The organism is Streptomyces sp. Tek67B01 (assembly GCF_055231995.1).
The window spans coordinates 5,093,509-5,117,682 of record NZ_JBUYUY010000001.1 but is presented as its reverse complement, the minus strand read 5'-3'; the positions used below and the strand labels follow the sequence as shown (position 1 = coordinate 5,117,682).

General features: G+C 70.3%; 21 protein-coding genes. 6 read left to right on the top strand and 15 right to left on the bottom strand.

Translation table 11 applies throughout. The annotated features are described in order from the left end of the window. Positions 1-39: 39 nt before the first annotated feature. From qcrB to ctaE, 4 genes are all read right to left on the bottom strand, one after another. Positions 40-1,671: a cytochrome bc1 complex cytochrome b subunit gene (gene qcrB, locus ACV7NM_RS22980; RefSeq protein ID WP_463412042.1), complete on the bottom strand. Its 1,632-nt coding sequence runs from the start codon at positions 1,669-1,671 to the stop codon at positions 40-42. After that, on the bottom strand, positions 1,668-2,726 hold the full coding sequence (qcrA, locus tag ACV7NM_RS22975) for a cytochrome bc1 complex Rieske iron-sulfur subunit (protein ID WP_463412041.1): 1,059 nt from the start codon (positions 2,724-2,726) through the stop codon (positions 1,668-1,670). Before qcrA ends, qcrB begins: the two co-directional genes overlap by 4 nt. Next, entirely contained in the window at positions 2,723-3,532 is an 810-nt protein-coding gene (qcrC, locus tag ACV7NM_RS22970) for a cytochrome bc1 complex diheme cytochrome c subunit (protein WP_361135647.1), read from the bottom strand. The genes qcrA and qcrC overlap by 4 nt, the downstream gene beginning before the upstream one ends. A 75-nt stretch (positions 3,533-3,607) precedes the next feature. Then, positions 3,608-4,228, bottom strand: coding sequence for an aa3-type cytochrome oxidase subunit III (ctaE, locus tag ACV7NM_RS22965; protein WP_463412040.1), 621 nt, complete (start codon positions 4,226-4,228; stop codon positions 3,608-3,610). Positions 4,229-4,429: 201 nt separating this feature from the next. Between ctaE and ACV7NM_RS22960 the strand changes: the two genes are divergently transcribed. After that, positions 4,430-4,831 (top strand): hypothetical protein, encoded by a 402-nt coding sequence (locus tag ACV7NM_RS22960; protein ID WP_463412039.1) that lies wholly within the window; start codon positions 4,430-4,432, stop codon positions 4,829-4,831. 91 nt (positions 4,832-4,922) lie between these two features. Here ACV7NM_RS22960 and ACV7NM_RS22955 read toward each other — a convergent pair whose 3' ends face one another. The 4 genes from ACV7NM_RS22955 to ctaC all read right to left on the bottom strand — a co-directional run bounded on the left by ACV7NM_RS22955 (position 4,923) and on the right by ctaC (position 9,397). Beyond that, positions 4,923-6,170, bottom strand: a complete 1,248-nt coding sequence (locus ACV7NM_RS22955; protein WP_463412038.1) for a L,D-transpeptidase — start codon at positions 6,168-6,170, stop codon at positions 4,923-4,925. A 124-nt stretch (positions 6,171-6,294) separates the two neighbouring features. Further along, positions 6,295-6,693 (bottom strand): cytochrome c oxidase subunit 4, encoded by a 399-nt coding sequence (locus ACV7NM_RS22950; protein ID WP_136215173.1) that lies wholly within the window; start codon positions 6,691-6,693, stop codon positions 6,295-6,297. Then, positions 6,690-8,426 carry an aa3-type cytochrome oxidase subunit I gene (ctaD, locus tag ACV7NM_RS22945; protein ID WP_463412037.1) on the bottom strand — a complete coding sequence of 579 codons (1,737 nt, stop codon included), beginning with the start codon at positions 8,424-8,426 and terminating at the stop codon, positions 6,690-6,692. Before ctaD ends, ACV7NM_RS22950 begins: the two co-directional genes overlap by 4 nt. Next, positions 8,423-9,397, bottom strand: coding sequence for an aa3-type cytochrome oxidase subunit II (gene ctaC / locus ACV7NM_RS22940; RefSeq protein ID WP_463412036.1), 975 nt, complete (start codon positions 9,395-9,397; stop codon positions 8,423-8,425). The genes ctaD and ctaC overlap by 4 nt, the downstream gene beginning before the upstream one ends. 282 nt (positions 9,398-9,679) lie before the next feature. On the opposite strand from ctaC, the gene ACV7NM_RS22935 reads away from it, so the two are divergent. Next, positions 9,680-11,059, top strand: coding sequence for an aminotransferase class V-fold PLP-dependent enzyme (locus ACV7NM_RS22935; RefSeq protein WP_463412035.1), 1,380 nt, complete (start codon positions 9,680-9,682; stop codon positions 11,057-11,059). 955 nt (positions 11,060-12,014) lie between these two features. Here ACV7NM_RS22935 and ACV7NM_RS22930 read toward each other — a convergent pair. Beyond that, positions 12,015-12,989 (bottom strand): carbohydrate kinase family protein, encoded by a 975-nt coding sequence (locus ACV7NM_RS22930; protein ID WP_463412034.1) that lies wholly within the window; start codon positions 12,987-12,989, stop codon positions 12,015-12,017. 132 nt (positions 12,990-13,121) lie between these two features. On the opposite strand from ACV7NM_RS22930, the gene ACV7NM_RS22925 reads away from it, so the two are divergent. Together ACV7NM_RS22925 and ACV7NM_RS22920 are read left to right on the top strand one after the other, a co-directional pair. Further along, positions 13,122-13,337 carry a hypothetical protein gene (locus ACV7NM_RS22925; protein WP_463412033.1) on the top strand — a complete coding sequence of 72 codons (216 nt, stop codon included), beginning with the start codon at positions 13,122-13,124 and terminating at the stop codon, positions 13,335-13,337. A 128-nt stretch (positions 13,338-13,465) separates the two neighbouring features. Continuing rightward, on the top strand, positions 13,466-14,929 hold the full coding sequence (locus tag ACV7NM_RS22920) for a hypothetical protein (RefSeq protein ID WP_463412032.1): 1,464 nt from the start codon (positions 13,466-13,468) through the stop codon (positions 14,927-14,929). A gap of 92 nt (positions 14,930-15,021) precedes the next feature. On the opposite strand, the gene erpA is transcribed toward ACV7NM_RS22920, so the two are convergent. Next, positions 15,022-15,378: an iron-sulfur cluster insertion protein ErpA gene (erpA, locus tag ACV7NM_RS22915; protein ID WP_136217385.1), complete on the bottom strand. Its 357-nt coding sequence runs from the start codon at positions 15,376-15,378 to the stop codon at positions 15,022-15,024. 311 nt (positions 15,379-15,689) lie between these two features. On the opposite strand from erpA, the gene nadA reads away from it, so the two are divergent. Beyond that, positions 15,690-16,892: a quinolinate synthase NadA gene (nadA, locus tag ACV7NM_RS22910; protein WP_463412031.1), complete on the top strand. Its 1,203-nt coding sequence runs from the start codon at positions 15,690-15,692 to the stop codon at positions 16,890-16,892. Positions 16,893-17,016: 124 nt separating this feature from the next. Here nadA and ACV7NM_RS22905 read toward each other — a convergent pair whose 3' ends face one another. The 3 genes from ACV7NM_RS22905 to cobS form a co-directional block, all read right to left on the bottom strand. Continuing rightward, positions 17,017-20,142: an efflux RND transporter permease subunit gene (locus ACV7NM_RS22905; protein ID WP_463412030.1), complete on the bottom strand. Its 3,126-nt coding sequence runs from the start codon at positions 20,140-20,142 to the stop codon at positions 17,017-17,019. Between the two features lie 143 nt (positions 20,143-20,285). Continuing rightward, complete coding sequence (locus tag ACV7NM_RS22900; protein ID WP_463412029.1) at positions 20,286-20,987, bottom strand: response regulator; 702 nt, start codon at positions 20,985-20,987, stop codon at positions 20,286-20,288. A 26-nt stretch (positions 20,988-21,013) separates the two neighbouring features. After that, entirely contained in the window at positions 21,014-21,835 is an 822-nt protein-coding gene (cobS, locus tag ACV7NM_RS22895) for an adenosylcobinamide-GDP ribazoletransferase (RefSeq protein WP_463412028.1), read from the bottom strand. A 123-nt stretch (positions 21,836-21,958) separates the two neighbouring features. On the opposite strand from cobS, the gene ACV7NM_RS22890 reads away from it, so the two are divergent. Continuing rightward, positions 21,959-22,729 carry a hypothetical protein gene (locus ACV7NM_RS22890; protein ID WP_463412027.1) on the top strand — a complete coding sequence of 257 codons (771 nt, stop codon included), beginning with the start codon at positions 21,959-21,961 and terminating at the stop codon, positions 22,727-22,729. A gap of 48 nt (positions 22,730-22,777) precedes the next feature. Here ACV7NM_RS22890 and pspAA read toward each other — a convergent pair whose 3' ends face one another. Then, positions 22,778-23,056 carry a PspA-associated protein PspAA gene (gene pspAA, locus ACV7NM_RS22885; RefSeq protein WP_463412026.1) on the bottom strand — a complete coding sequence of 93 codons (279 nt, stop codon included), beginning with the start codon at positions 23,054-23,056 and terminating at the stop codon, positions 22,778-22,780. Positions 23,057-23,069: 13 nt separating this feature from the next. After that, positions 23,070-23,864, bottom strand: coding sequence for a PspA/IM30 family protein (locus tag ACV7NM_RS22880; protein WP_463412025.1), 795 nt, complete (start codon positions 23,862-23,864; stop codon positions 23,070-23,072). Positions 23,865-24,174 lie beyond the last annotated feature (310 nt).

Sequence of the window (24,174 nt, the reverse complement as noted above, 5' to 3'; positions counted from 1 at the left end):
GGATTGACCTGAATCAATCCCTCAAGCGGTCAATCGGGATCAGTGGTGGCCGTGGCCGCTCTGGATCTCCTTGTACTCCTCCGCCGTGGGCTTCGGAATCTGGTTGTTCTCCGCGTAGAAGCCCTTGCTGAGCTTCGCGCGGAGCTTCTCCGTGGCCTTCGGCTTGCGCTCCACGCCGTTCTCGTCGACCGTCGGGCCGAGTTCGATCGGCCGGTACTGCTCGTGCGAGGTGAGCGTGTGCAGCTTCGCCTGCGGCAGCGGCTCGTGGACCTCGACGAACTCACCGTGCGGCAGCCGCTTGATGATGCCGGTCTCGCGACCGTGCAGCACCTTGTCGTGGTCCCGGCGCTGGAGGCCGAGGCAGATGCGCTTGGTGGCGATGAAGGCCAGGACCGGGACGACGAAGAAGCCGATCCGGACGAACCACGTGATGTTGTTGATCGAGAGGTGGAAGTACTGCGCGAACATGTCGTTTCCACCGCCGATCAGCAGGACGATGTACTCCGCGATCCAGGCGACACCGAAGGCCGTACGGGTCGGGACGTTGCGCGGGCGGTCCAGCAGGTGGTGCTCCCGCTTGTCCCCGGTGACCCAGGACTCGATGAACGGCCACACGGCGATCGCGCCCAGCACCAGCGGGAAGAGCAGCAGCGGGATGAACACGCCCAGGACGAGCGTGTGGCCCCACAGGTTGATCTCCCAGCCCGGCATGGCACGGATCAGGCCTTCCGGCATACCCATGTACCAGTCGGGCTGCGCGCCGGTGGACACGTGGTCCGGGCGGTACGGGCCGATCGCCCAGATCGGGTTGATCGAGGCGAGCGCCGCGATGGCCGCGATGACACCGAAGACCAGGAAGAAGAAGCCTCCGGCCTTGGCCATGTAGACCGGCAGCAGCGGCATGCCGACGACGTTGTTGTTCGTCTTGCCGGGGCCCGCGTACTGGGTGTGCTTGTGGTAGAAGACCAGGATCAGGTGGGCCACCAGCAGGCCCATCATGATGCCGGGCAGCAGCAGGATGTGGATCGAGTAGAACCGCGCGACGAAGTCGCCGCCGGGGAACTCGCCGCCGAAGAGGAAGAACGACAGGTACGTGCCGACGATCGGCACGGACAGGATCGCGCCCTCCATGAAGCGGACACCGGTGCCCGAGAGGAGGTCGTCTGGCAGGGAGTAACCGGTGAAACCGGTGAACATGCCGAGGACCAGCAGCAGGAAGCCGAAGAGCCAGTTGACCTCACGCGGCTTGCGGAACGCGCCGGTGAAGAACACGCGCATCATGTGCACGACCATGGCCGCGACGAAGATGAGCGCCGACCAGTGGTGGATCTGCCGGATGAGCAGACCGCCGCGGACGTCGAAGCTGATGTCCAGCGTCGAGGCGAAGGCCTCGGACATCTGGACGCCCTGCATCGGCACGTACGGGCCGTGGTAGACGACCTCGTTCATGCTCGGGTGGAAGAACAGCGTCAGGTACACACCCGTGAGGATGATGATGATGAAGCTGTAGAGGCAGATCTCACCGAGCATGAAGGACCAGTGGTCCGGGAAGATCTTGCGCATGTTCGACTTGGCCAGGCTGTAGATGCCCAGGCGGCCGTCGGCCCAGTCCGCTACCCGCTCGCCGGCGGGCGCCTTGCGCTGACTGTCGGTGGTGGTGGCAGTGCTCATCCGCGCTCCCAGAATGCAGGACCGACGGGCTCTTCGAAGTCGCCGCGCGCTTCGAGGAAGCCTTCGTCATTGACGCCGATCCGCAGCTGCGGAAGCGCGTGACCAGCGGGGCCGAAGATGACTCGGGCGCCGTCGGAGAGGTCGAAGGTGGACTGGTGGCACGGGCACAGCACGTGGTGCGTCTGCTGCTCGTACAGGCTGATCGGGCAGCCGACGTGGGTGCAGATCTTGGAGAAGGCCACGATGCCGTCGTGGGACCACGCCAGCTCCTGCTTGTCCTTGATGTCCTGCGGCTGGAGCCGGACGATCATCAGGGCGGCCTTGGCGATCTGGTTCTGGAAGTCGTGCTGGGTCTCCTCCAGGCCTTCCGGCATGGCGAAGGTCAGCGAACCGACGACCACGTCCTCGGGACGCAGCGGCTCCATCGTGTTCTGGTTGATGAGCAGCTTGCCCTTGGCCCACAGGGTCTTGCGCAGCTTCTCCTCGGGCAGCGGGCCCAGGTCGCGCATGATCACGAGGGCGGAGAGCGGCAGCATGGCCAGGGCGCCCAGCATGGTGTTGCGGATCAGCGGACGGCGGCCGATGGCCGACTCGCTCGCACCGTCGGCGAAGTCCTGGAGGACCTTGGCCTTGACCTCCGGCGGCGCCGCGATGGCGTGGCGCTCGTCGGCGACCTCCACGTCGGACATCAGGGTGCGGGCCCAGTGGACCGCGCCCGCGCCGATGCAGAAGAGGGCCGTGCCCAGGGTCAGGCCGAGGGCGAAGTTCAGGCCGCTCACCTTCCCGATGGGGAAGATGTAGACGTACTTGTCGACGGGGATGGTCACGTACGCGGCGATGAAGCCGATCGTGGCCAGCATCGACAGCGTGAACAGCATCGCGACCACGCGCTCGGACCGCTTGGCGGCCCGCTCGTCGATGTCCTGGATGCGCGGCCTGTGGACCGGCATGCCCGGGTCGGCGAACGGATCGTCCGCGACTGCCACGCCACCGTGGTGGGCGTCGCCCTGCTCGCTCGGCAGGTGCTTCTCTTCGGGAATGTCTTGGCTACTCATGACTTCTTGGCCTTAGCGGTGTGGGCCGCGACCCAGACGGCGACAGCGATCAGCGCACCCAGAGCGAAGATCCAGCCGAACAGACCCTCGGAGACGGGGCCGAGGCCACCGAGCTTCAGGCCGCCAGGGCTGACCGACTTGTCGCCGTTCACGTTCTGGAGGTACGCGATGATGTCCTTCTTCTGCTTCTCCGGCATCGTGCTGTCGGGGAAGGAGGGCATGTTCTGCGGGCCGGTGAGCATGGCCTCGTAGATGTGCTTCGGCGAGACGTCCGCCAGGTTGGGGGCGTACTTGCCGTGCGTCAGGGCGCCGCCCTCGCCGGTGAAGTTGTGGCACTGCGCGCAGTTGTTGCGGAACAGTTCGCCACCCTTCGCGATGTCGGCACCCGCCGGGTCGACCTGCTTCTGGGTGGGCACGGACGGGCCGGCTCCCAGGGAGGAGATGTACGCGGCCAGCTGGTCGATCTGGGCCTGCGTGTAGACCGGAGGCTTCGCCGGGATCTGCGCGCCGGGCTGCTGGGCGGGCATGCGGCCCGTGCTCACCTGGAAGTCGACGGCCGCGGAGCCGACGCCTACCAGGCTGGGGCCGTCAGTGGAACCCTGTCCGCCGGTTCCGTGGCAGCTTGCGCAGCCCACGGCGTAGAGCTTCTTGCCCTCCTCGATGGCGAGGGACTGGGCGGTTTCATCGGCCTGCGCCTTGCCCGCGGGGGCGAAGGCGGCGTAAAGCCCCCCAGTGGCCGCCAGCGCGAGGAGTAGAACGACGACCGCCGCCAGCGGATGGCGTCGTCGTGCGGAGAGCTTTTTCACGGATTACCCCGGTGTCAGGATCTTCTGCGTCGGTGTTTCTGGATGGATTGCCGGGCATGCCCGGTGACGTGTTCGCTACTTGATCAGGTAGATCGTGGCGAAGAGGCCGATCCAGACGACATCGACGAAGTGCCAGTAGTAGGACACGACGATGGCCGACGTGGCCTGTTCGTGGGTGAACCTCTTGGCCGCGTACGTCCGGCCGAGGACCAGCAGGAAGGCGATGAGACCGCCCGTCACGTGCAGACCGTGGAAGCCGGTGGTCAGGTAGAACACCGATCCGTACGGTCCGGACTTGAGGGAGAGCCCCTCCTCCTTGACCAGATCGGTGTACTCGAACACCTGGCCGCCAATGAAGATCGCACCCATGACGAACGTGATGATGAACCACGTCCTGAGCTTCTTCACGTCACCGCGCTCGGCGGCGAATACGCCGAGCTGGCAGGTGAGGGAGGAGAGCACCAGGATCGTGGTGTTCGTCGCCGAGAAGGGCAGATTCAAGGCCGAAGCCTGCTCTGTCCAGTACTCGGCGCCCGTCACGGATCGCAGGGTGAAGTACATCGCGAAGAGGGCCGCGAAGAACATCAGCTCGGAACTCAACCAGATGATGGTTCCGACGCTGACGAGGTTCGGCCGGTTGACCGTCGGGTGCGCGTGCCCGGTATCTACTGTCGTTGCTGTCGCCACGACCGACATTATGTCGGTCGCTTATCCCGCCCTCACCCCGGGGGGTGCCGTTCGGAGTGTCAGAGGGGTGTGCAAGGCCCGAACGGCCCATCAGATCGGCTTACCGGCGGGTGCCCGCGAGGGTGCGCGAACCGATGTTGACAACGGGTCGGACGGAGTAGCATCCCGCGCAACATCAACGTGATTCACGGGCACACGTGGAGGAACGAAATGCGGGCGACTGCGCGAGTTCTGGTCTACAGCGACGACGCGGGCACCCGGGAGCAGGTGCGGTTGGCCTCCGGACGCAGGCCGGCCGCGGACCTGCCGCCGGTGGAGTTCCTGGAGTGCGCGACGCTGCCGGCGGTCCTCAAGGCGCTGGACGAAGGCGGTGTGGACGCGTGCGTGTTGGACGGCGAGGCCGTTCCGGCGGGCGGCATGGGCGTGTGCCGGCAGATCAAGGACGAGATCTTCCGGTGTCCCCCGGTGCTGCTGCTCATGGGGCGCCCTCAGGACGCCTGGTTGGCCACCTGGAGCCGCGCGGACGCGGCCGTCACCCTTCCGGTTGACCCTGTGGGGTTCCCGGAGGCCCTGGCGCGTCTGCTGCGCGCCCGACTGTCCCTGGACGCGTAACCGGGCGCCGCTCAAGCGGAACCGGCCCCTCGGGAGCCTCTGGGCTCACGGGGGCCGGTTCGGGGCCGCCGGGCGTACCTGCCGGGGCGGTTCAGACCTGCGGGCGCAGTCGGGCCTGGTCGACCGCGCTGCGGCCTTCCTGGGTGCCGCCGACGAGCGCGCTGCCCTCGCGCCAGTCCTTCCAGTCCATGTTCCAGTCGCCGTAGCCGTTGCCGAAGGTGTCCATGTCCTCGCCGATGCTGTTGATCACCTTGACGATGTCGCCCTCGCTGATGTTCTCGTAGAACCAGGCGGCGTTGGCGGTGCTCATGCCCGTACAGCCGTGGCTGACGTTCTCGTAGCCCTGGGAGCCGACGGACCACGGCGCGGCGTGGACGTATTCACCACTCCAGGTGACGCGCGTCGCGTAGTAGACGGGCAGGTTGTAGTACTCGCTGCCGCCGATGCCGACCGTGTCGCCGCGCATCTGGACGTAGTACTGCTTGCCCAGGACCACCTTGATGCCGTTGCGGGTGGAGAAGCCGGGCTTTCCGGTGGTCACCGGAATGGTGTTGATCACTTCTCCGTCGCGCTTGAACGTGAGGTAGTGGGACGCGGCGTCGGTGGTGACCTCGACGCGGTCCCCGATCTCCAGCTTCAGCGGCTTGCTGGCGGTCCCGTAGAGGTCGTCGGTGACCTTGACCCCCTCCAGATTGCTCCGAACGGAGACGGTGGAGTGGGCGGGCCAGTAGTCCTTGGGGCGGTAGTGCAGCTTCTTGTCGTCCACCCAGTGCCAGGTGCCCTCGACGCCCGACGGCGCGTCCACGACCAGGCCGCGCTCCACGAGAGCGCGGGCCGCCTTGTCGTGGACCGGCTCGCTCAGTTCGGCCGTGAGGGGCTGTCCGACACCGTACTTGCCCGCGTCCGGGCCGAATTCCACCTGGAGGACCTTCTTGGCCGGGGTGGTGTCGAACGTCAGCGTGCGCTGCCCCGGGGCGCCCCGCTCGTTCTCGGTGCTCACGGTGGCCGTGTAGCGCACGCCCGCGGCCATCGGGGCGGTGCTGTGCCACCGGTCTCCCTTGGCGGAGAGTTCGCCCGCCAGGCGGCGGCCGTGGGTGTCCACGACGGTCACGTCGGTGATCCGGTTCCCGGAGCCCTTGGAGGTCACCTCCAGGGGCTTGCCGGGGTCGACGGGGCGCCCGCCGGAGGCCTGGTTGAAAGCGATGTGGTCGCCCGCGTCGTACGGGCGGGCGGACAGCGGGTTGTCATCGGACCCCCCGCACGCGGTGGCGCCGGCCCCGAGGGACGCGACCAGCAGGGAGCAGCTGAGTACCGTCCAAAGACGCGGTGAGTGCTTCATGGAGCCAACGCTAAGAAGGTATGACAATTACGGCGCGCGGGGTGACTGCAAACGAGGGGCCCGGACTCCTCCGTTGGAGGTGTCCGGGCCCCTGGTGTCGTGCTTCGGGTCCTACGGGGTGCCGCTACTGGTTCTGGTTCTCACCGCGGTAGTACTCGTACACCCAGCCCCACAGGCCGATCACGATGATCGGGGCCGAGAAGTACATGAGCCACCAGCCGAAGATGACGCCCATGAACGCGAGCGCGCCGCCGATGCCCAGCGAGAGCGGCTGCCAGCTGTGCGGGGAGAAGAACCCCAGCTCGCCCGCCTCGTCGGCGACGTCGGCCTCCAGGTTGTCCTGGGCCATCTCGTCCACGCGCTTGGCCGTGAAGGCCAGGTAGTAGCCGATCATGACGCTCAGGCCGAAGGCCAGGAAGAGCGCGGTGGTGCCTACGGGCTCCTTCGACCACACGCCGTACACGACGGCCATGATCAGGATGAAGAAGGAGAGCCAGAGGAACAGCTTGCCCTGGATCTTCACTTGCCGGCCTCCTTGTCGCCGGTGAGGGCCTTGGTGGCACCGGCGGTGTGGTCCTCGAGGTGGTCGAGGGCCGCGATCTCCGGGTGGTGCAGGTCGAACGCCGGGGACTCGGAGCGGATCCGCGGCAGGGTGAGGAAGTTGTGCCGCGGCGGCGGGCAGGAGGTCGCCCACTCCAGCGAACGGCCGTAGCCCCACGGGTCGTCGACCTCGACCCTCTTGCCGTACTTCGCCGTCTTCCAGACGTTGTACATGAAGGGCAGCATCGACAGGCCGAGCAGGAACGAGCTGATCGTGGAGATCGTGTTCAGCGTGGTGAAGCCGTCGGCCGCGAGGTAGTCCGCGTAACGACGCGGCATGCCCTCGGCACCGAGCCAGTGCTGCACCAGGAAGGTGCCGTGGAAGCCGATGAACAGCGTCCAGAAGGTGATCTTGCCAAGGCGCTCGTCCAGCATCTTGCCCGTGAACTTCGGCCACCAGAAGTGGAAGCCGGCGAACATCGCGAAGACCACGGTGCCGAAGACGACGTAGTGGAAGTGCGCGACGACGAAGTACGAGTCTGAGACGTGGAAGTCCATCGGGGGCGAGGCCAGGATGACGCCGGTCAGACCACCGAAGGTGAAGGTGACCAGGAAGCCGATCGTCCAGAGCATCGGGGTCTCGAAGGACAGCGAGCCCTTCCACATGGTGCCGATCCAGTTGAAGAACTTCACACCGGTCGGAACCGCGATCAGGAAGGTCATGAAGGAGAAGAACGGCAGCAGCACGCCACCGGTGACGTACATGTGGTGCGCCCACACGGTCACCGAGAGACCGGCGATCGCGATCGTCGCGGCGATCAGACCGATGTAGCCGAACATCGGCTTACGGCTGAAGACCGGGATGATCTCGGAGACGATGCCGAAGAACGGTAGCGCGATGATGTACACCTCTGGATGGCCGAAGAACCAGAAGAGGTGTTGCCACAACAAGGCTCCGCCGTTCGAGGCGTCGAACACGTGCGCACCGAACTTCCGGTCGGCCTCCAGCGCGAAGAGCGCGGCGGCCAGCACCGGGAAGGCGAGCAGGACCAGAACACCGGTCAGCAGCACGTTCCAGGTGAAGATCGGCATGCGGAACATCGTCATGCCCGGGGCGCGCATGCAGATGATCGTGGTGATGAAGTTGACCGAGCCGAGGATGGTGCCGAAGCCCGAGAAGGCCAGACCCATGATCCACATGTCGGCGCCGATGCCCGGCGAGCGGACCGCGTCCGACAGCGGGGAGTAGGCGAACCAACCGAAGTCGGCAGCGCCGTTCGGCGTGACGAAGCCGGCCACCGCGATGGTCGAGCCGAAGAGGTACAGCCAGTACGCGAACATGTTCAGCCGCGGGAACGCCACGTCGGGCGCGCCGATCTGCAGCGGCATGATCCAGTTCGCGAAGCCCGCGAACAGCGGGGTGGCGAACATCAGCAGCATGATCGTGCCATGCATGGTGAACGCCTGGTTGAACTGCTCGTTCGACATGATCTGCGAGCCCGGACGGGCCAGCTCGGCGCGCATGAAGAGCGCCAGCACGCCGCCGATCAGGAAGAACACGAACGACGTGACCAGGTACATCGTACCGATGGTCTTGTGGTCGGTCGTGGTCATCCACTTCACGACCACGTTGCCCGGCTGCTTGCGCCGTACCGGCAGCTCGTTCTCGTACGAGTCGGCTGCGGCGGCACCCTGAGGTTCGTTGAGGATGCTCACAGTTTGTTCGTCTCCGCGTTCCGGGCCGAGTCCGTCTGGTTGATGCCGGCCAGGAGGAAGCCGGTCTGCCCCTTCTTGGCCAGCTCCTTGAGGTGCGCCTGGTATTCGGCGGGCGAGACGATCTTCACGTTGAAGAGCATCCGGGAGTGGTCGACGCCGCAGAGCTCGGCGCACTTGCCCCTGTAGGTGCCGAACTGATCCGGGGTGACCTCGAAGACGTTGGTGTGACCGGGGATCACGTCCTGCTTGAACAGGAAGGGCACCACCCAGAAGGAGTGGATGACGTCGTTCGACGACAGGATGAAGCGGACCTTCTCGCCCTTGGGCAGGTAGAGGGTCGGCCCCGGGTTGTTGTTCTGCGGGTTCCGCTCGCCGGGGACGCCCTTGTCGTAGACACCTTCGGCGCCCGCGGGGAAGTCCTTGGTGAAGCGGTCCGGGATGTTGGCGAGGTTCTTGGGAACCTCGCCCGCCTTCGGGGTGGCCCCGTCGCCGTCGACGTTCTCGACGTAGTTGAAGCCCCAGCTCCACTGGTAGCCGATCACGTTGATCGTGTGGGCCGGCTTGGCGGAGAGGGACAGCAGCTTCGACTCGTCACGCGCGGTGAAGTAGAAGAGCACCGAGACGATGATGAGCGGAACCACGGTGTACAGCGCCTCGATGGGCATGTTGTACCGGGTCTGCGGGGGAACCTCCACCTTCGTCCGGCTGCGCCGGTGGAAGACGATGCTCCAGATGATCAGGCCCCAGACCAGGATGCCCGTGACGAGGGCGGCTGCCCACGACCCCTGCCACAGGGACAGGATGCGGGGCGCCTCCTCCGTGACCGGGGTGGGCATTCCGAGGCGGGGGAAGTCTTGCCAGTTGTACGAGCAACCAGTGGCGGTCGCCAGGACCGCGCCCGCAGTCAGCGCCTGCAGCAGCTTCCGCCGCATCGGGCGCCGCGGCGAGCGGTCGGAGCCGTAGGGACTCACGTAGCGCCTTCCCGAGAGTCTCGGCCCGCGCGGCCGGCCGCGGCCGTGTTCGGGTCGGTCGCCGGCCCTGACGCAGGCAGGGGTTTGGATGTTTATGCGGACCAAACCCTACTGGACGCTATTTGGGGTCGCGCGGGGAGGGTGCCCAACGCGCCGCTACTGCCCCCGAAGGGATGGATGCGCCGTCCGGGGGACGGGCCATCCGGCCCTGAACGGCGGCCGGGACACCTGTTCTGACGGGCCCTGACCCGGGTGGGGCGCGGGGCCGGTTAGCGTGCCCGTATGCCGTACTTCGACTCCGCTTCCGCCGCCCCGCTGCACCCCGTGGCCAGGCAGGCGCTGCTGGCCGCCCTCGACGAGGGGTGGGCCGACCCCGCCCGGCTGTACCGCGAGGGGCGGCGCGCCCGGCTGTTGCTGGACGCGGCCCGGGAGGCGGCCGCCGAGGCGGTGGGGTGCCGCGCCGACGAGCTCGTCTTCACTCCTTCGGGGACGCACGCGGTTCACACGGGTGTCGCGGGGGCGCTCGCCGGGCGGCGGCGGGTCGGGAACCGGCTGGTCGTGTCGGCGGTCGAACACAGTTCCGTCCTCCATGCGGCCGAGACGCATGCGGCTTCCGGCGGCGCGGTGACGGAGGTTGCCGTGGATCGCCTGGGGGCGGTCTCCGCCGACGGGTACTCGTCCGCCCTCGACCCGACCACCGCTCTGGCCTGCCTCCAGTCGGCCAACCACGAAGTGGGCACGGTGCAGCCGGTGGCGGAAGTGGCGGAGGTCTGCGGGGCCGCCGGGGTGCCGCTGCTGGTGGACGCGGCCCAATCGCTGGGCTGGGGGCCGGTCGAGGGTGCCTGGTCACTGCTGACCGCGAGCGCCCACAAGTGGGGCGGGCCCCCCGGGGTGGGGCTGCTGGTGGTCCGCAAGGGCGTCAGGTTCGCCCCCCAAGGCCCGGCGGACGAAAGGGAGTCGGGCCGCTCCCCCGGCTTCGGCAACCTCCCGGCCGTCGTCGCGGCGGCGGCGTCGCTACGGGCCGTACGGGCCGAGGCCGACGCGGAGGCGGCCCGGCTGCGGGTGCTGGTGGACCGGATCAGACGTCGGGTCGCCCGACTGGTCCCGGACGTGGAGGTGGTGGGCGACGCCGAGCGACGGCTGCCGCACCTGGTCACCTTCTCCTGCCTGTACGTCGACGGGGAGACCCTGCTGCACGAACTGGACCGGGCGGGCTACTCGGTGTCGTCGGGCTCGTCCTGCACCAGTTCCACCCTGACGGCGTCGCACGTCCTCAAGGCGATGGGCGTGCTGTCGGAGGGGAACGTGCGGGTGTCACTGCCGTCGGGGACCACGGCCGAGGAGGTGAACGGCTTCCTGGAGGCGCTGCCGAGGGCGGTGTCGGGGATACGGGCGCGCCTGGGGGTGCCGCCGGCTCAGGAGGCGGTCCCGGTCGCGGAGTCGGTGGAGTTGGACGCGCTGGGCCTGCGGTGCCCGCAGCCGGTCATCGAACTGGCACGGGCGATCGGGACGGTGCCCGTGGGCGGGACGGTGACGGTGGTGTCCGACGACGAGGTGGCCCGGCTCGACATCCCGGCGTGGTGCGTGATGCGCGGCCAGGCGTACGTGGGCGAGACCCCGCGCCCGGTGGGGGCGGCGTACACGGTCCGCCGCCTGACATAGCGCCCCGCCCCCCGGCCGGGCGGGCCGGAACCGGGGCCACACCGCTGCGCGGGGGCCGCGCGCTCGGCGGGAGCTTGCCGCTGCGCGGGGGCCGGGGCCGCCGCTGCGCGGGCCGGAACCGGGGCGGGCGGGGCCGGGACACACCGCTGCGCGGGGCCGGACAGTCGGCGGGGCCGCCGGGGGCGTGCCGCTGCGAGGCCGGACGCTCGGCAGGGGCTTGCCGCTGCGCGGGGCTGTCCCCTACCCGCCCTTGCACCGTTCCTCCCCGGACTCCGCCCGGACCCGCACCTCAAACGCCGGCGAGCTGAATGGCACGCCCCGCCCAGGCCCGCACCCGAACACAGGCGGGGCCGGGTGACGGGCTCCGCCCCGGCCTGCACACCGAGCACCGGCGGGCAGAGTGGCGGGCTCTGCTCGGCCCGCACCCGAACACAGGCGGGGCCGGGTGACGGGCTCTGCTCCGGCCCGCACCCGAACACAGGCGGGGCCGGGTGACGGGCTCTGTTCGGGCCCGCACCCGGGGGCCGGCCAGGCGGAACCCCACCCGAACACCGCACCGCGACCACCGGCGGAGCCAAGCAATGGGCCTCGCTCGGGCATGCGCCGAGCACCGGCGGAGCCGGGGTGACGGGCTCTGTTCGGGCCCGCACCCGAACACAGGCGGGGCCGGGTGACGGGCTCTGTTCGGGCCCGCACCCGGGGGCCGGCCAGGCGGAACCCCACCCGAACACCGCACCGCGACCACCGGCGGAGCCAAGCAATGGGCCTCGCTCGGGCATGCGCCGAGCACCGGCGGAGCCGGGGTGACGGGCTCTGCTCGGGCCCGCGCCCGAGCACCGGCCAGGCCGACCCCCACCCAAACCCCGCCCCCCGTACACCGGGTCGAGCACCGGCGGGGTCGGGCCGAGGCGGAGGCCGGGTGCCGGCGGGGGGCGCGGGTCGGTTCCGCCGGCGGCTAGGCCAAGTGGGCCTGTACCTCGGCGGCGGCGGTGTCGCCGTAGGCCTTGGCGAAGCGCTCCATGAAGTGCGCGCGGGCCAGGGTGTACTCCTGGGTGCCCAGGGTCTCGATCACCAGGGTCGCCAGCATGCAGCCGACCTGCGCCGCCCGCTCCGGGCCGACGCCCCAGCCGAGGCCGGTCAGGAAGCCGGCGCGGAAGGCGTCGCCGACGCCCGTAGGGTCGATCTTCGCCTTCTCCTCCGGGCAGCCGACGACGATCGGCTCCTCGCCCTCGCGCTCGATGCGCACGCCGTTCGAGCCGAGCGTGGTGACGCGGGTACCGACCTTGGAGAGGATCTCCGCGTCGGTCCAGCCGGACTTCGACTCGATGAGGCCCTTCTCGTACTCGTTCGAGAAGAGGAACGTCGCACCCTCCATCAGGGTGCGGATGTTCTCGCCGTCCATCCGGGCGATCTGCTGCGAGAAGTCGGCCGCGAAGGGGATGCCGCGCGTACGGCACTCCTCCGTGTGGCGCAGCATCGCCTCGGGGTCGTCGGCGCCGATCAGGACGAGGTCCAGGCCGCCCACGCGGTCGGCGACGGCCTTGAGCTCGATGAGGCGGGCCTCGCTCATCGCGCCCGTGTAGAAGGAGCCGATCTGGTTGTGGTCGATGTCCGTGGTGCACACGAAGCGCGCGGTGTGCAGCACCTCGGAGATCCGGACGGACTCGGTGTCGACGCCGTGCCGGTCCAGCCAGGCCCGGTACTCGTCGAAGTCGTAGCCGGCGGCGCCGACCAGGATCGGGCGGCTGCCGAGCTGCCCCATGCCGAAGCAGATGTTCGGGCCGACACCGCCCCGCCGGACGTCGAGGTTGTCGACGAGGAAGGAGAGGGAGACCGTGTGGAGCTGGTCGGCGACCAGCTGGTCGGCGAAGCGGCCCGGGAAGGTCATCAGGTGGTCGGTGGCGATGGAGCCGGTGACTGCGATACGCACGGCGTGGATGCTCCTGCGGGGGACGGCGAGGGGACAGTCAAAACTACCCGGTCGACGGCTCCGGGCCGACCCGTCGAAACTACCCCGTAGTAGGTCTTTCTCGTCGCGCGGCCCAGGCCTAACGTGCCCTCCATGACCTACACCGATGCTTTCGGGTACGCCGAACACCCCGCCGCGGCCCGGCCCGGCTTGGCGCGGCTGCTGGGCGACTGCGCCAGGATGGCCCCGCACTGGGCGGTCCCGACGGATCCGCGGCCCGCGCCGGTGGCGCCCTCGCAGATCCACGGCGTCAGCGTCCCGCCCGCTTCGGCGCGCCTCATCGCCTCCACCGCGGAGTACGGCGACTGAGGCGGCCTCGACGCCGACCGGTCCGATACGGGAACCGGTCCGACAGGAACAGGTCCGACGGGAACCGGTTCGCGGTCCGCTCCGTCACACCCGCATCGAGACACGCGGGACAGGCGAAGGAGCGATCAGTGACCACCGAACAAGGCGACACATCACGCCCCACCCGACGGCGGCCGGGCTGGGCCGTCGGCTCGGTCGCGGCGGCCGTCCTCCTGGCGGGCGGGGGTACCGCCTACTGGGCGTCCACGGCCCACGGCGACGGCTCGGGCGGCCACCGGACGGGTGACACCGCGGCCTCCGCGCCCCGCGCCGCGGCGCCGACGCCGCCGGGCCCGGGCATCGCCCCCGGTGAGCCGGACCCCTCGGGCGGCGGGGTGACCTACCGGGCCGCCGGCAAGCTCCCCGACGGCCCGGCCACCGCTCCGAGCTTCGCCGCGACCGGCGAGGTGACCTCCGAGGAGGTGGCCCGGCTCGCGGCGGCCCTGGGGATTCCCGGCACGCCCCGGCTCACCGGCGACCAGTGGCTGGCCGGCGAGGCGGCCGACGGCTCGGGACCCCGGCTCACGGTCACCCGTACGGCCCCCGGCACCTGGAACTTCGCCCGCTTCCAGCCGGGCGGCGACGGCAACGGCGCCGGCAAGGGCTCCGGCTCCGGCTCCGGCGGCGACAACTGCAAGCCCGGTCAGGACACCTGCGGCCCGGCCACCCTCCCCCAGGGCGCGAAGGACACGGCCGATCCCGTTTCCGAGCAGGCGGCCAAGACCGCGGCCGCCCCGGTGCTCGCGGGCGCGGGCCAGGCCGACGCCGCGCTGGACGCCCGCCTCACCCAGGGCGCGGTCCGGGTGGTGACGGCGGACCCGGTGATCGGCGGCCTGCCCACCCAGGGCTGGTCCAGCAAGGTGAGCGTGGGCCCCGACGGCACGGTGGTGGCGGGCAGCGGCGAGCTGAAGGCTCCGGTCCGCGCGGCCGAGGAGCCGGTGGTCACGGCCGTGGACGCGCTGGCCCGGCTCAACGCCCGCAGCGGCGGGTCGGGCGGGTCCGGCCCCGGGCCGAGCGGCTGCGCGACCTCCGTCCCGCTCACCCCGGACACGCCGACGGGCGCGACGGACACCCTGCCCTGCAACCCGGAGCCGCGCCCGATGAAGCCGCCGCGGACGGAGACCGTACGGGGGGCCGTGCTCGGGCTCGCCGCGGGCACGCTCGACGACGGTGGGCGGGGCCTGGTCCCGGCCTGGCTCTTCGAAGCGGTCGCCAAGGAGGGCGCACCGGCCCACACCGTGGTGGAGCCGGCCTCGTCGCGCGAGACCGTCGCGCCGAGCGCCGGGGCCCGGACGGTGCCCGGGTTCTCGTACGCCGAGACCGATCGCAAGCTGACCGTGAACTTCTGGGGCGGGGTGTGCAGCACCTACGCCGTGGAGGCGCGGGAGGAGGGGACCGACGTGCTAGTGAAGATCACCGACACCCCGAACAAGCCGGGGCAGGCCTGCATCATGCTGGCGAAGGAGATGTCCCGCACGGTGACGCTGCAGAAGCCGCTGGGCGACCGCAAGGTGGTCGACGCGACGTCCGGCAAGCCGCTCCCCCGCCAGTAGGCCGCGTCGGCAGGCCTCGCCCGGAGTACGACGAGGGCCCGGACAGCGTTCGCTGTCCGGGCCCTCGTCACAGGCCTCGCGCAGGCCGCGGCCTAGCTGAACGAGTCGCCGCAGGCGCAGGAGCCGGTGGCGTTCGGGTTGTCGATCGTGAAGCCCTGCTTCTCGATGGTGTCCACGAAGTCGATGGACGCGCCGTGCAGGTACGGGGAGCTCATGCGGTCGGTGACGACCTTGACCCCGTCGAAGTCCTTGACGACGTCACCGTCGAGGGAGCGCTCGTCGAAGAAGAGCTGGTAGCGCAGGCCGGAGCAGCCGCCGGGCTGGACGGCGACGCGCAGCGCCAGGTCATCGCGGCCTTCCTGCTCCAGCAGGGTCCTGACCTTCTCGGCGGCGGCGTCGGACAGGAGGATGCCGTCGCTCACAGTGGTCTTTTCGTCCTGTACGGACATCTGCATTCACTCCCGAAGTGGGCGGCTCCCCGCCGGAGGCTGGGGATACGTCGGACTCTTGCCGTCGGTGGCAACCAGCGCGACCGCGGATTCATTCCGGGGTCCCGCTCCTTGTTCCAGATATTCATGCTCGCACACCGGGGCCGGGGCGCGGACATGACGGACGTGAGACGTGCGGAACGGGGCGAATTCGTCACATCGACACTATCGGCATCGTCAAACTGACGTGAAGCGGCTATGATAGATAGCGTCAAATAGACGAGAAGTCGCTCCGAACGTCTTCAGAAGTCCCTTGTCGCAGAACAGAAAGGGTGCGTGTCGTGACCACCGCCCAGCCTATGGACACCCAGCCCCTGGACGTCCAGCCGACGCCGCTCGCCCTGCTGTTGCTCGGCCGCGAAGCCGACCCCAAGAGCGAGCGCGGGGTCGAATGCCCCGGCGACCTGCCCTCGCCGTCGGACCCGGACCTGGTGGCGCGCGCCCGCGCGGCCAAGGAGAAGCTGGGGGACAAGGTCTTCATCCTCGGCCACCACTACCAGCGCGACGAGGTCATCGAGTTCGCGGACGTGACCGGTGACTCGTTCAAGCTGGCCCGGGACGCGGCCGGCAAGCCGGAGGCCGAGTACATCGTCTTCTGCGGCGTGCACTTCATGGCCGAGTCCGCCGACATCCTCACCACGGACGACCAGATGGTCGTCCTGCCCGACCTCGCGGCGGGCTGCTCGATGGCCGACATGGCCACCGCCGAGCAGGTCGCGGAGTGCTGGGACGTGCTGACCGAGGCCGGGATCGCCGGCAGCACGGTGCCCGTCTCCTACATGAACTCCTCCGCCGACATCAAGGCCTTCACCGGCAAGCACGGCGGCACCATCTGTACCTCGTCCAACGCCAAGAAGGCCCTGGAGTGGGCCTTCGAGCAGGGGGAGAAGGTGCTGTTCCTGCCGGACCAGCACCTGGGCCGCAACACGGCCGTGCGCGACATGGGCATGTCCCTGGACGACTGCGTGCTCTACAACCCGCACAAGCCGAACGGCGGCCTGACCGTCGAGCAGCTGCGGGACGCCAAGATGATCCTGTGGCGGGGGCACTGCTCGGTGCACGGCCGCTTCTCGGTCGACTCCGTCAACGACGTCCGCGCCCGCATCCCCGGCGTGAACGTGCTCGTGCACCCCGAGTGCAAGCACGAGGTCGTGGCTGCCGCCGACTACGTGGGCTCGACGGAGTACATCATCAAGACGCTGGAGGCGGCCCCGGCCGGCTCCAAGTGGGCCATCGGCACCGAGCTGAACCTGGTCCAGCGCCTGGCGAATCGATTCGCCGCCGAGGACAAGGAAGTCGTCTTCCTCGACAAGACGGTCTGCTTCTGCTCGACCATGAACCGCATCGACCTCCCCCACCTCGTGTGGGCCCTGGAGTCCCTGGCCGAGGGCAACCTCGTCAACCGGATCCAGGTCGACAAGGAGACGGAGAGCTTCGCGAAGCTCGCCCTGGAGCGGATGCTGGCGCTGCCGTAGCCCGGCCGCCGACCCTCACACGCCCGAAGGGGCGCCTCCCGGCGGGAGGCGCCCCTTCGGCGTGTACGCGGCCGTCGTGTACGCGGCCGTCGTGTACGCGGTCCTCGTGTACGCGGTCCCGCGCTCACACCCTCGCCGGGGTCTCCCCCTCGCTCGGGGCGGGGACCGCCGTCAGACGGGCCCGCTTCTTGGCGCGGCGCCGCTCCTTGAACAGCTCGACCATCGTGTAGAGGGTCGGCACCAGGAGCAGGGTCAGCAGCGTCGAGCTGATCAGGCCGCCGATGACCACCACCGCGAGCGGCTGCGAGATGAAGCCGCCCTCGCCGGTGACACCGAGCGCCATCGGGAGCAGCGCGAAGATCGTCGCGAGCGCGGTCATCAGGATGGGCCGCAGGCGGTGCCGGCCGCCCTCGACGACGGCCTCGACGACGCCCAGGCCCTGGCGGCGGTACTGGTTGACCAGGTCGATCAGGACGATCGCGTTGGTGACCACGATGCCGATGAGCATCAGCATGCCGATCATCGCCGGGACGCCCATGGGGGTGCCGGTGACGATCAGCAGGCCGAGGGCACCGGTCGCCGCGAAGGGGACGGAGACCAGCAGGATCAGCGGCTGGACCAGGGAGCGGAAGGTCGCGACCAACAGCATGAAGACGATCGCGACGGCCGCGAGCATCGCCAGGCCCAGGGAGCCGAAGGCGTCGCTCTGGTCCTGGGAGACACCGCCGATGGAGGCGGTGGCGCCGGCGGGCAGGTCAAGGGCCTTGATCCGGCTCTGGAGGGCGCTGCTGACGGCGCCGGTGTTGTCGCCGACCGGCCGGGCGGTGATGGTGGCGGCGCGGGCGCCGTCGATCCGGGTCATCGCGACGGGGCCGGGGACGGCCTTCACGTCGGCGATGTCGCCGAGCCTGGCCGTCGGCCCGACCGGGTACGCCTGGAGTTCGGCCAAGGTGGTGGCGGGCTTGGCGGACTTGACGACGATGTCCCGCTCGGTGTCGTCCAGTACGGCCTTGCCGGCCGGGGTGCCCCGTACGGCCTGGGCGACGAGCGCGCCGAGGGCGGCCTGGTCCAGGCCCGCTTCGGCGGTCTTCGGGGTGGCGGTGACCGAGATGCGGGGCACGGACTGGGAGAGGTCGCTCTGGACGTCGGTGACGTCCTTCAGCTCGGCCACCTCGGCTTGGACCTGACCGGCGGCCTTGGCGAGCACGCCGGCGTCACCGGCCTTGACGACCACGCTCAGGTTGGAGCTGCCGAAGCCGCCGCCCGCCAGGATGCGGGTCTCGCCGACGCCGTCGAGCTTGCCCAGCTCGCTCTCGATGCGCCCCTTGACGGAGTCGGCGTCACCGGAGTTCTCCAAGGTGACCTGGTACGAGGCCTGGTTGGTGCCGGTGCCACCGCCGAACGCCGCCATGAAGCCGGAGGAGCCGACGGTGACCTGGTAGTCCTTGACTCCGTCGACCGAGGCGAGGACCCGCTCGACCTTGTGGCTCGCCTCGTCCGCGGCGGCCAGCGAGGTACCCGGGGCCAGCGTCTGCTTGACCGTCAGCGTGTCCTGCTCGCCCTGGTCGAAGAAGTTCGTCTTCAGCAACGGGGTCATGGCGAAGGTGGCGACGAGGACCGCCGCCGCGAGGGCGACGCTGGTCAGCCTGCGGCGGGTGGCGAAGCCCAGGACGCGGACGTAGGACCGCTGGAGCCGGCTGCGCGCCTCCTTCTCCTCCGCGTCGCGCCGGGCGCGGGCCGCGTCCTTCGCGGCCTCCTCCGCCACGCCCTTGGGGGCGCGCAGGAACCAGTACGACAGGACGGGCACGACGGTCAGGGAGACGAGCAGCGACGCCAGCAGGGCGGCGGTGACCGTCAGCGAGAAGGAGCTGAACAGCTGGCCGATCATGCCGCCGACGAGACCGATCGGCAGGAAGACGGCGACGGTGGTGAGGGTGGAGGAGGTGACCGCCCCGGCCACCTCCTTGACCGCGGTGATGATGGCGGCCTCGCGCTCCTCGCCGTAGCCGAGGTGACGCTTGATGTTCTCCAGGACCACGATCGAGTCGTCGACGACCCGGCCGATGGCGATGGTGAGGGCGCCGAGCGTCAGCATGTTGAGCGACAGGTCCCGGGTCCACAGGACGATCAGCGCGAGGACGACGGACAGCGGGATGGAGACCGCCGTGACCAGCGTCGAGCGCAGCGAGGCGAGGAAGACCAGGATCACGAGCACCGCGAAGACCAGGCCGAGCGCGCCTTCGGTGGTCAGGCCCGAGATGGACCTGGCGACGGCCGGGCCCTGGTCCATGATCACGGTCAGATCGGCGCCGGAGCCGAGGGTGGAGCGCAGCCCGGGCAGCTTGTCCTTGACCGCGTCGGAGATCGCGACGGCGCTGCCGTCCTTGTCCATGGTCAGCGTGACGGAGAGGCTGGGCTTGCCGTTGGTGCGGGTCAGCGAGACGGCCTTGGCGGGCTCCTGCTTCACCGAGGCCACGTCCGCCAGGCGCACGGCCGGCTTGCCGGGCCCGGCGCTCAGCCGCAGGTCCTCCAGCTGGGCGAGGGAGGTGTAGCCGGCGCCGACGCGGACGGTGCGGTTCTTGCCCTCCTCGTCGAAGGAACCGGCGGGGACGGTCGCGCCGCCCGCTTGGAGGCCCTTGGCGACGGCGGCGCCGTCGAGGCCGGCGGCCGCCAGCCTCGCGGGGTCCGGGGTGACGCTGACCTGGAGCTTCTGGACGCCGTCGACGGTGACCCGGCCGACGCCGGGGATGTCGGAGAGGACGGGGACGACTGAGCTGTCCAACTGGTCGGCGAGGGCCTGCTGGTCCTTGCCGGAGGTGGCGGCCAGGACCACGGTCGGCATGTCGTCGGTGGAGCCCGCCACCACCTGCGGGTCGACGTCGGCGGGCATCCGGACGCGGGCCCGGTTGACGGCCTGCTGGACGTCGGCGACGAGCTGCTTGGTGCCGCTGTCGCCGTAGTCGAACTGCGCCATGATCAGGGCGTTGCCCTCACTGGCGGTCGAGGTGATGCCGGTGATGCCGTCGACACCCTTGAGGGTGGCCTCGATCGGCTCGATGACCTGCTTCTCCACCACGTCGGGCGAGGCACCCTCGTACGGCGCGAGCACGGACACCATCGGCAGTTCGATGGAGGGCAGCAGTTGCTGCTTGAGCTGCGGGATGGCAATGGCGCCGAAGAAGAGCGCGACGATCGACACGAGGCCGATCAGTGCTCTTTGGGCCAGGCTGAAGCGGGACAGCCACGACATGGTTGAGGATCTCTCTGCAGGTTCCGACGCGAGCCCCTCAGCTTCGCCCGCGCCCCGGTGGCGCGCGTCGCTCCCAGGTGCCGTCCTCACGCCCCGCATACCGCGCCCGCAGTACGCCGCCCTACTGCGGGCCGGTCCGCCGCTCAGTCCGCGCGGGGCCGGACCAGACCCGATTCGTAGGCGATGACGACCAGTTGGGCCCGGTCGCGGGCGCCGAGCTTGGCCATGGCCCGGTTGACGTGGGTCTTGACCGTGAGCGGGCTGACCTCCAGGCGGGCGGCGATGCCGTCGTTGGAGAGGCCCGCCGCGACGAGTACGAGGACCTCGCGCTCGCGACCGGTCAGCGCGGCGAGCCGTTCGGCGTGCGCGGAGCCGGGGGCGGGGGCGTCGCTGTGGGCGCCCTGGGCCAGGAAGGTGGCGATCAGTCCCTTGGTGGCGGTCGGGGAGAGCAGCGCCTCGCCGGCGGCGGCGACACGGATGGCGTTGAGCAGTTCCTCGGGCTCGGCGCCCTTGCCGAGGAAGCCGGAGGCGCCGGCCCGCAGCGCCTGCACGACGTACTCGTCGACCTCGAAAGTGGTCAGCATGACGACGCGGACGGCGGCGAGTTCCGGGTCAGCGGTGATCATGCGGGTGCTGGCGAGGCCGTCGGTGCCCGGCATGCGGATGTCCATGAGGACGACGTCGGCCCGGTGATCGCGGGCCAGTGCGTAGGCCTGGGCTCCGTCCGAGGCCTCGCCCACGACGTGCATGTCGGGCTCGGAGTCGACGAGCACCTTGAACGCGCTGCGCAGCAGCGCCTGGTCGTCGGCGAGCAGCACCCTGATGGGCGTCGGCGTCTCTTCCACGCCCCGAGCGTACGGGGCCCCTCCCCTCAGCCGAGGGCGAGGGTCAGCAGCACCACGGTGGCCGCGACCTCGGACAGGGCTCCGAAGACGTCCCCGGTGACCCCGTCGAAGCGGCGCGCGCAGCGGCGCAGCAGGAGTTCGGCGGCGCCCAGGGCGAGGAGCACCGCCGCGGCGTGCTGCGCGGCGGCGGGCAGGCCCAGCGGGAGGGCCGCGACGGCGGCCGCCGCCACGACGAGGGCGACGACGGTCGCGGCCGAGCGGCGCGGCACCACGCCCGCGACGGCCGCGCCCAGGCCCCCGGGACGTGCCGCGGGGACGCCTTCGCGTGAGGCGAGGGTCATGGCGAGCCGCGCGGTGACGGCGGCGGTCACGGCGGCGAGGGCGCCCCGGGCCGGGCCGTCCGCGTACGCGTCGGCCAGGGCCGCCACCTGGACGAGCAGGACGAGGAGCAGGGAGATCACGCCGAAGGGGCCGATGTCGGACTGCTTCATGATCCGCAGCGCTTCCTCGGCCGGCTTGGCGCTGCCCAGCCCGTCGGCGGTGTCGGCCAGCCCGTCGAGGTGCAGCCCCCGGGTCAGCGCGGCCGGGACGGCGACGGCGACGACCGCCGCCAGCAGCGGACCGCCCCCGAGGAGCAGCAGGAGCGCCCCGGCCGTCGCCGCGAACGCCCCTACGACGAGGCCGGCGAGCGGGGCGCACACCATCCCGGTGCGGGCGGCCGGCCGGTCCCAGCGGGTGACGCGGGCGGGCAGCACGGTGAGCGTGCCGAAGGCGAAACGGATGCCGTCGCCCAGCCGGGCGCGCTCCCCGGGCGGGGCGGTCGGAGGATCTTCGTACGAATCTGTCATCGGCGCGAACGCTACCCGCTCACGGCGACCGGTAAATTGCCGCATACCTGCTAAACCGGGAGCACCTGCCGGATCGGGAGCACCTGCTCGGAGGCGAGCGGGCGGGAGAAAGGGGTCGGCGGCATGGGTCACTGGTGGTATCGGAACATCGTCGAACCGGGGAAGCTGCCCCTGCTGCTCGCCCTGCTGTCCTTCGTGCTGTCGTTCCTGGTCACCCGGGTGATCACCCGACTGATCCGGGCGGGCAGAGGGCCGTTTCGCAACGTCTCACCGGGCGGCCTGCACATCCACCACGTGGTGCCCGGGGTGGTCCTCGTGATCATCGGCGGGTTCGGGGCGATCGCCAGCGGCCAGGGCGGCTTCGGCGCACTGGCCTCGGCCGTGCTCTTCGGGGTGGGCGCGGGTCTGGTGCTGGACGAGTTCGCGCTGATCCTGCACCTCGACGATGTGTACTGGAGCGAACAGGGCCGCAAGAGCGTCGAGGTCGTGGTCCTGACCGCCGCCCTGGTGACGCTGGTACTGGGCGGATTCCTGCCCTTCGGGGTCAACGACCTCAGCCCCGGGGAGCGGCAGAGCCGCGGCCTGGTGGTCCTGAACATGGCGGGGAACTTCGTCCTGGCGCTGGTCGCGCTGTGGAAGGGCAAGCCGCGCACCGCGCTGTTCGGGATCGTCGTGCCCTTCGTGGCGCTGATCGGCGCGATCCGGCTGGCCCGGCCCGGTTCGCCGTACGCGAAACGGTTCTACGCCCGGCGCCCGCGGGCCCGTGCCAGGGCCGGGCTGCGCGCCTTCCACCACGACCGGCGCTGGGCCGCGCCGCGCCGCAGGTTCGAGAACTTCATCGGCGGCACCCCGGACCCGGAGCGGATCTCCATGCGGAAGGGCCCGCCGCGTTGAGCGGCGAGCCCTTGGGCGGCGAGCCCTTCCCCCGCGCGAGCGAGGGCCTCAGCCCGGGATCAGACCGTTGTCGCTGAGCATCTCCCGGACCTCGTCCAGCGTCGCGTCCGGGGCGGGCAGGATGAGTTCCGACGGCTCCAGCGCGTCGTCCGGCAGCGGCTCGCCGAGCCGCCGGACCGCTTCGAGCAGCGCGCCGAGCGTGTCGCGGAAGGCCTGCTCGTCACCGGACTCCATCTCCGCGAGGAGGTCGTCGTCCAGCTTGTTGAGCTCGGCGAAGTGACCGTCGGCCAGCTTCACCTGGCCCTCCCCCATGATGCGGACAATCATGACGGGCCCCGTCCTACTGCTTGTCGAACCGGTGCTGGGTCTGCGACGGCCGGTCGGTGCCCGGGGCGCCGCCCTCGATGGCCTGCTGCTGCGCGGACGGGCCGCCCGCCAGCTCGGCCTTCATCCGCTGGAGCTCCAGTTCCACGTCGGTGCCGCCGGAGAGGCGGTCGAGCTCGGCCTGGATGTCGTCCCTGGCACCGAGGCCGCTCTGGTCGTCCAGGGCGCCGGAGGCGAGCAGCTCGTCGATCGCGCCGGCCCTGGCCTGGAGCTGGGCGGTCTTGTCCTCGGCGCGCTGGATGGCGAGGCCGACGTCGCTCATCTCCTCCGAGATGCCGGAGAAGGACTCGGCGATCCGGGTCTGCGCCTGGGCGGCGGTGTAGGTGGCCTTGATGGTCTCCTTCTTCGTCCGGAAGGCGTCCACCTTGGCCTGGAGGCGCTGGGAGGCGAGCGTCAGCTTCTCCTCCTCGCCCTGGAGGGTCTGGTGCTGCACCTCCAGGTCGCTGACCTGCTGCTGGAGGGAGGCACGGCGGGCCAGGGCCTCGCGCGCCAGGTCCTCGCGACCGAGGGCGAGCGCCTTGCGGCCCTGGTCCTCCAGCTTGGCGGACTGGCCCTGGAGCTGGTTCAGCTGCAGTTCCAGTCGCTTGCGGGAGGTCGCCACGTCGGCGACGCCCCGGCGCACCTTCTGAAGCAGCTCCAGCTGCTTCTGGTAGGAGTAGTCGAGGGTTTCGCGCGGGTCCTCGGCCCGGTCAAGGGCCTTGTTCGCCTTCGCGCGGAAGATCATCCCCATACGCTTCATGACACCGCTCATGGGCTTCGCGCGCCCCCTTCTAGACGGACTTCGCTCCAGGTCACAGCCACGGCGGTGCCCGGTCTCCCGGGACGGCCGCCGGCAGGACCCACAGTACGGGCCCTGTCTCCATTACCGCACTGTTCCGGTGCGGATGCGCTCCTCCTCCAGGACGACTACCCCCCGCGCCGAGTCAGGCGTGAGGAGTAGGTGATCCCAGGAGACACCCGGGACACGGGTGGTTCCCGTGGGCTCCCGGGACGTCCGCGCGGGAGGTGCGACCGTCGTAAGAACCGTGCACAGGGAAGACGCCCGCCGTTGCCGGATCGTT

What these genes read in the sequence shown, in the direction of transcription:
- qcrB (WP_463412042.1), bottom strand. Translation starts at nt 1,671, where the DNA reads ATGAGCACTGCCACCACCACCGACAGTCAGCGCAAGGCGCCCGCCGGC.
- qcrA (WP_463412041.1), bottom strand. Translation starts at nt 2,726, where the DNA reads ATGAGTAGCCAAGACATTCCCGAAGAGAAGCACCTGCCGAGCGAGCAG.
- ctaE (WP_463412040.1), bottom strand. Translation starts at nt 4,228, where the DNA reads ATGTCGGTCGTGGCGACAGCAACGACAGTAGATACCGGGCACGCGCAC.
- ACV7NM_RS22960 (WP_463412039.1), top strand. Translation starts at nt 4,430, where the DNA reads ATGCGGGCGACTGCGCGAGTTCTGGTCTACAGCGACGACGCGGGCACC.
- ACV7NM_RS22955 (WP_463412038.1), bottom strand. Translation starts at nt 6,170, where the DNA reads ATGAAGCACTCACCGCGTCTTTGGACGGTACTCAGCTGCTCCCTGCTG.
- ACV7NM_RS22935 (WP_463412035.1), top strand. Translation starts at nt 9,680, where the DNA reads ATGCCGTACTTCGACTCCGCTTCCGCCGCCCCGCTGCACCCCGTGGCC.
- ACV7NM_RS22925 (WP_463412033.1), top strand. Translation starts at nt 13,122, where the DNA reads ATGACCTACACCGATGCTTTCGGGTACGCCGAACACCCCGCCGCGGCC.
- erpA (WP_136217385.1), bottom strand. Translation starts at nt 15,378, where the DNA reads ATGTCCGTACAGGACGAAAAGACCACTGTGAGCGACGGCATCCTCCTG.
- ACV7NM_RS22905 (WP_463412030.1), bottom strand. Translation starts at nt 20,142, where the DNA reads ATGTCGTGGCTGTCCCGCTTCAGCCTGGCCCAAAGAGCACTGATCGGC.
- cobS (WP_463412028.1), bottom strand. Translation starts at nt 21,835, where the DNA reads ATGACAGATTCGTACGAAGATCCTCCGACCGCCCCGCCCGGGGAGCGC.
- ACV7NM_RS22890 (WP_463412027.1), top strand. Translation starts at nt 21,959, where the DNA reads ATGGGTCACTGGTGGTATCGGAACATCGTCGAACCGGGGAAGCTGCCC.
- pspAA (WP_463412026.1), bottom strand. Translation starts at nt 23,056, where the DNA reads ATGATTGTCCGCATCATGGGGGAGGGCCAGGTGAAGCTGGCCGACGGT.
- ACV7NM_RS22880 (WP_463412025.1), bottom strand. Translation starts at nt 23,864, where the DNA reads ATGAGCGGTGTCATGAAGCGTATGGGGATGATCTTCCGCGCGAAGGCG.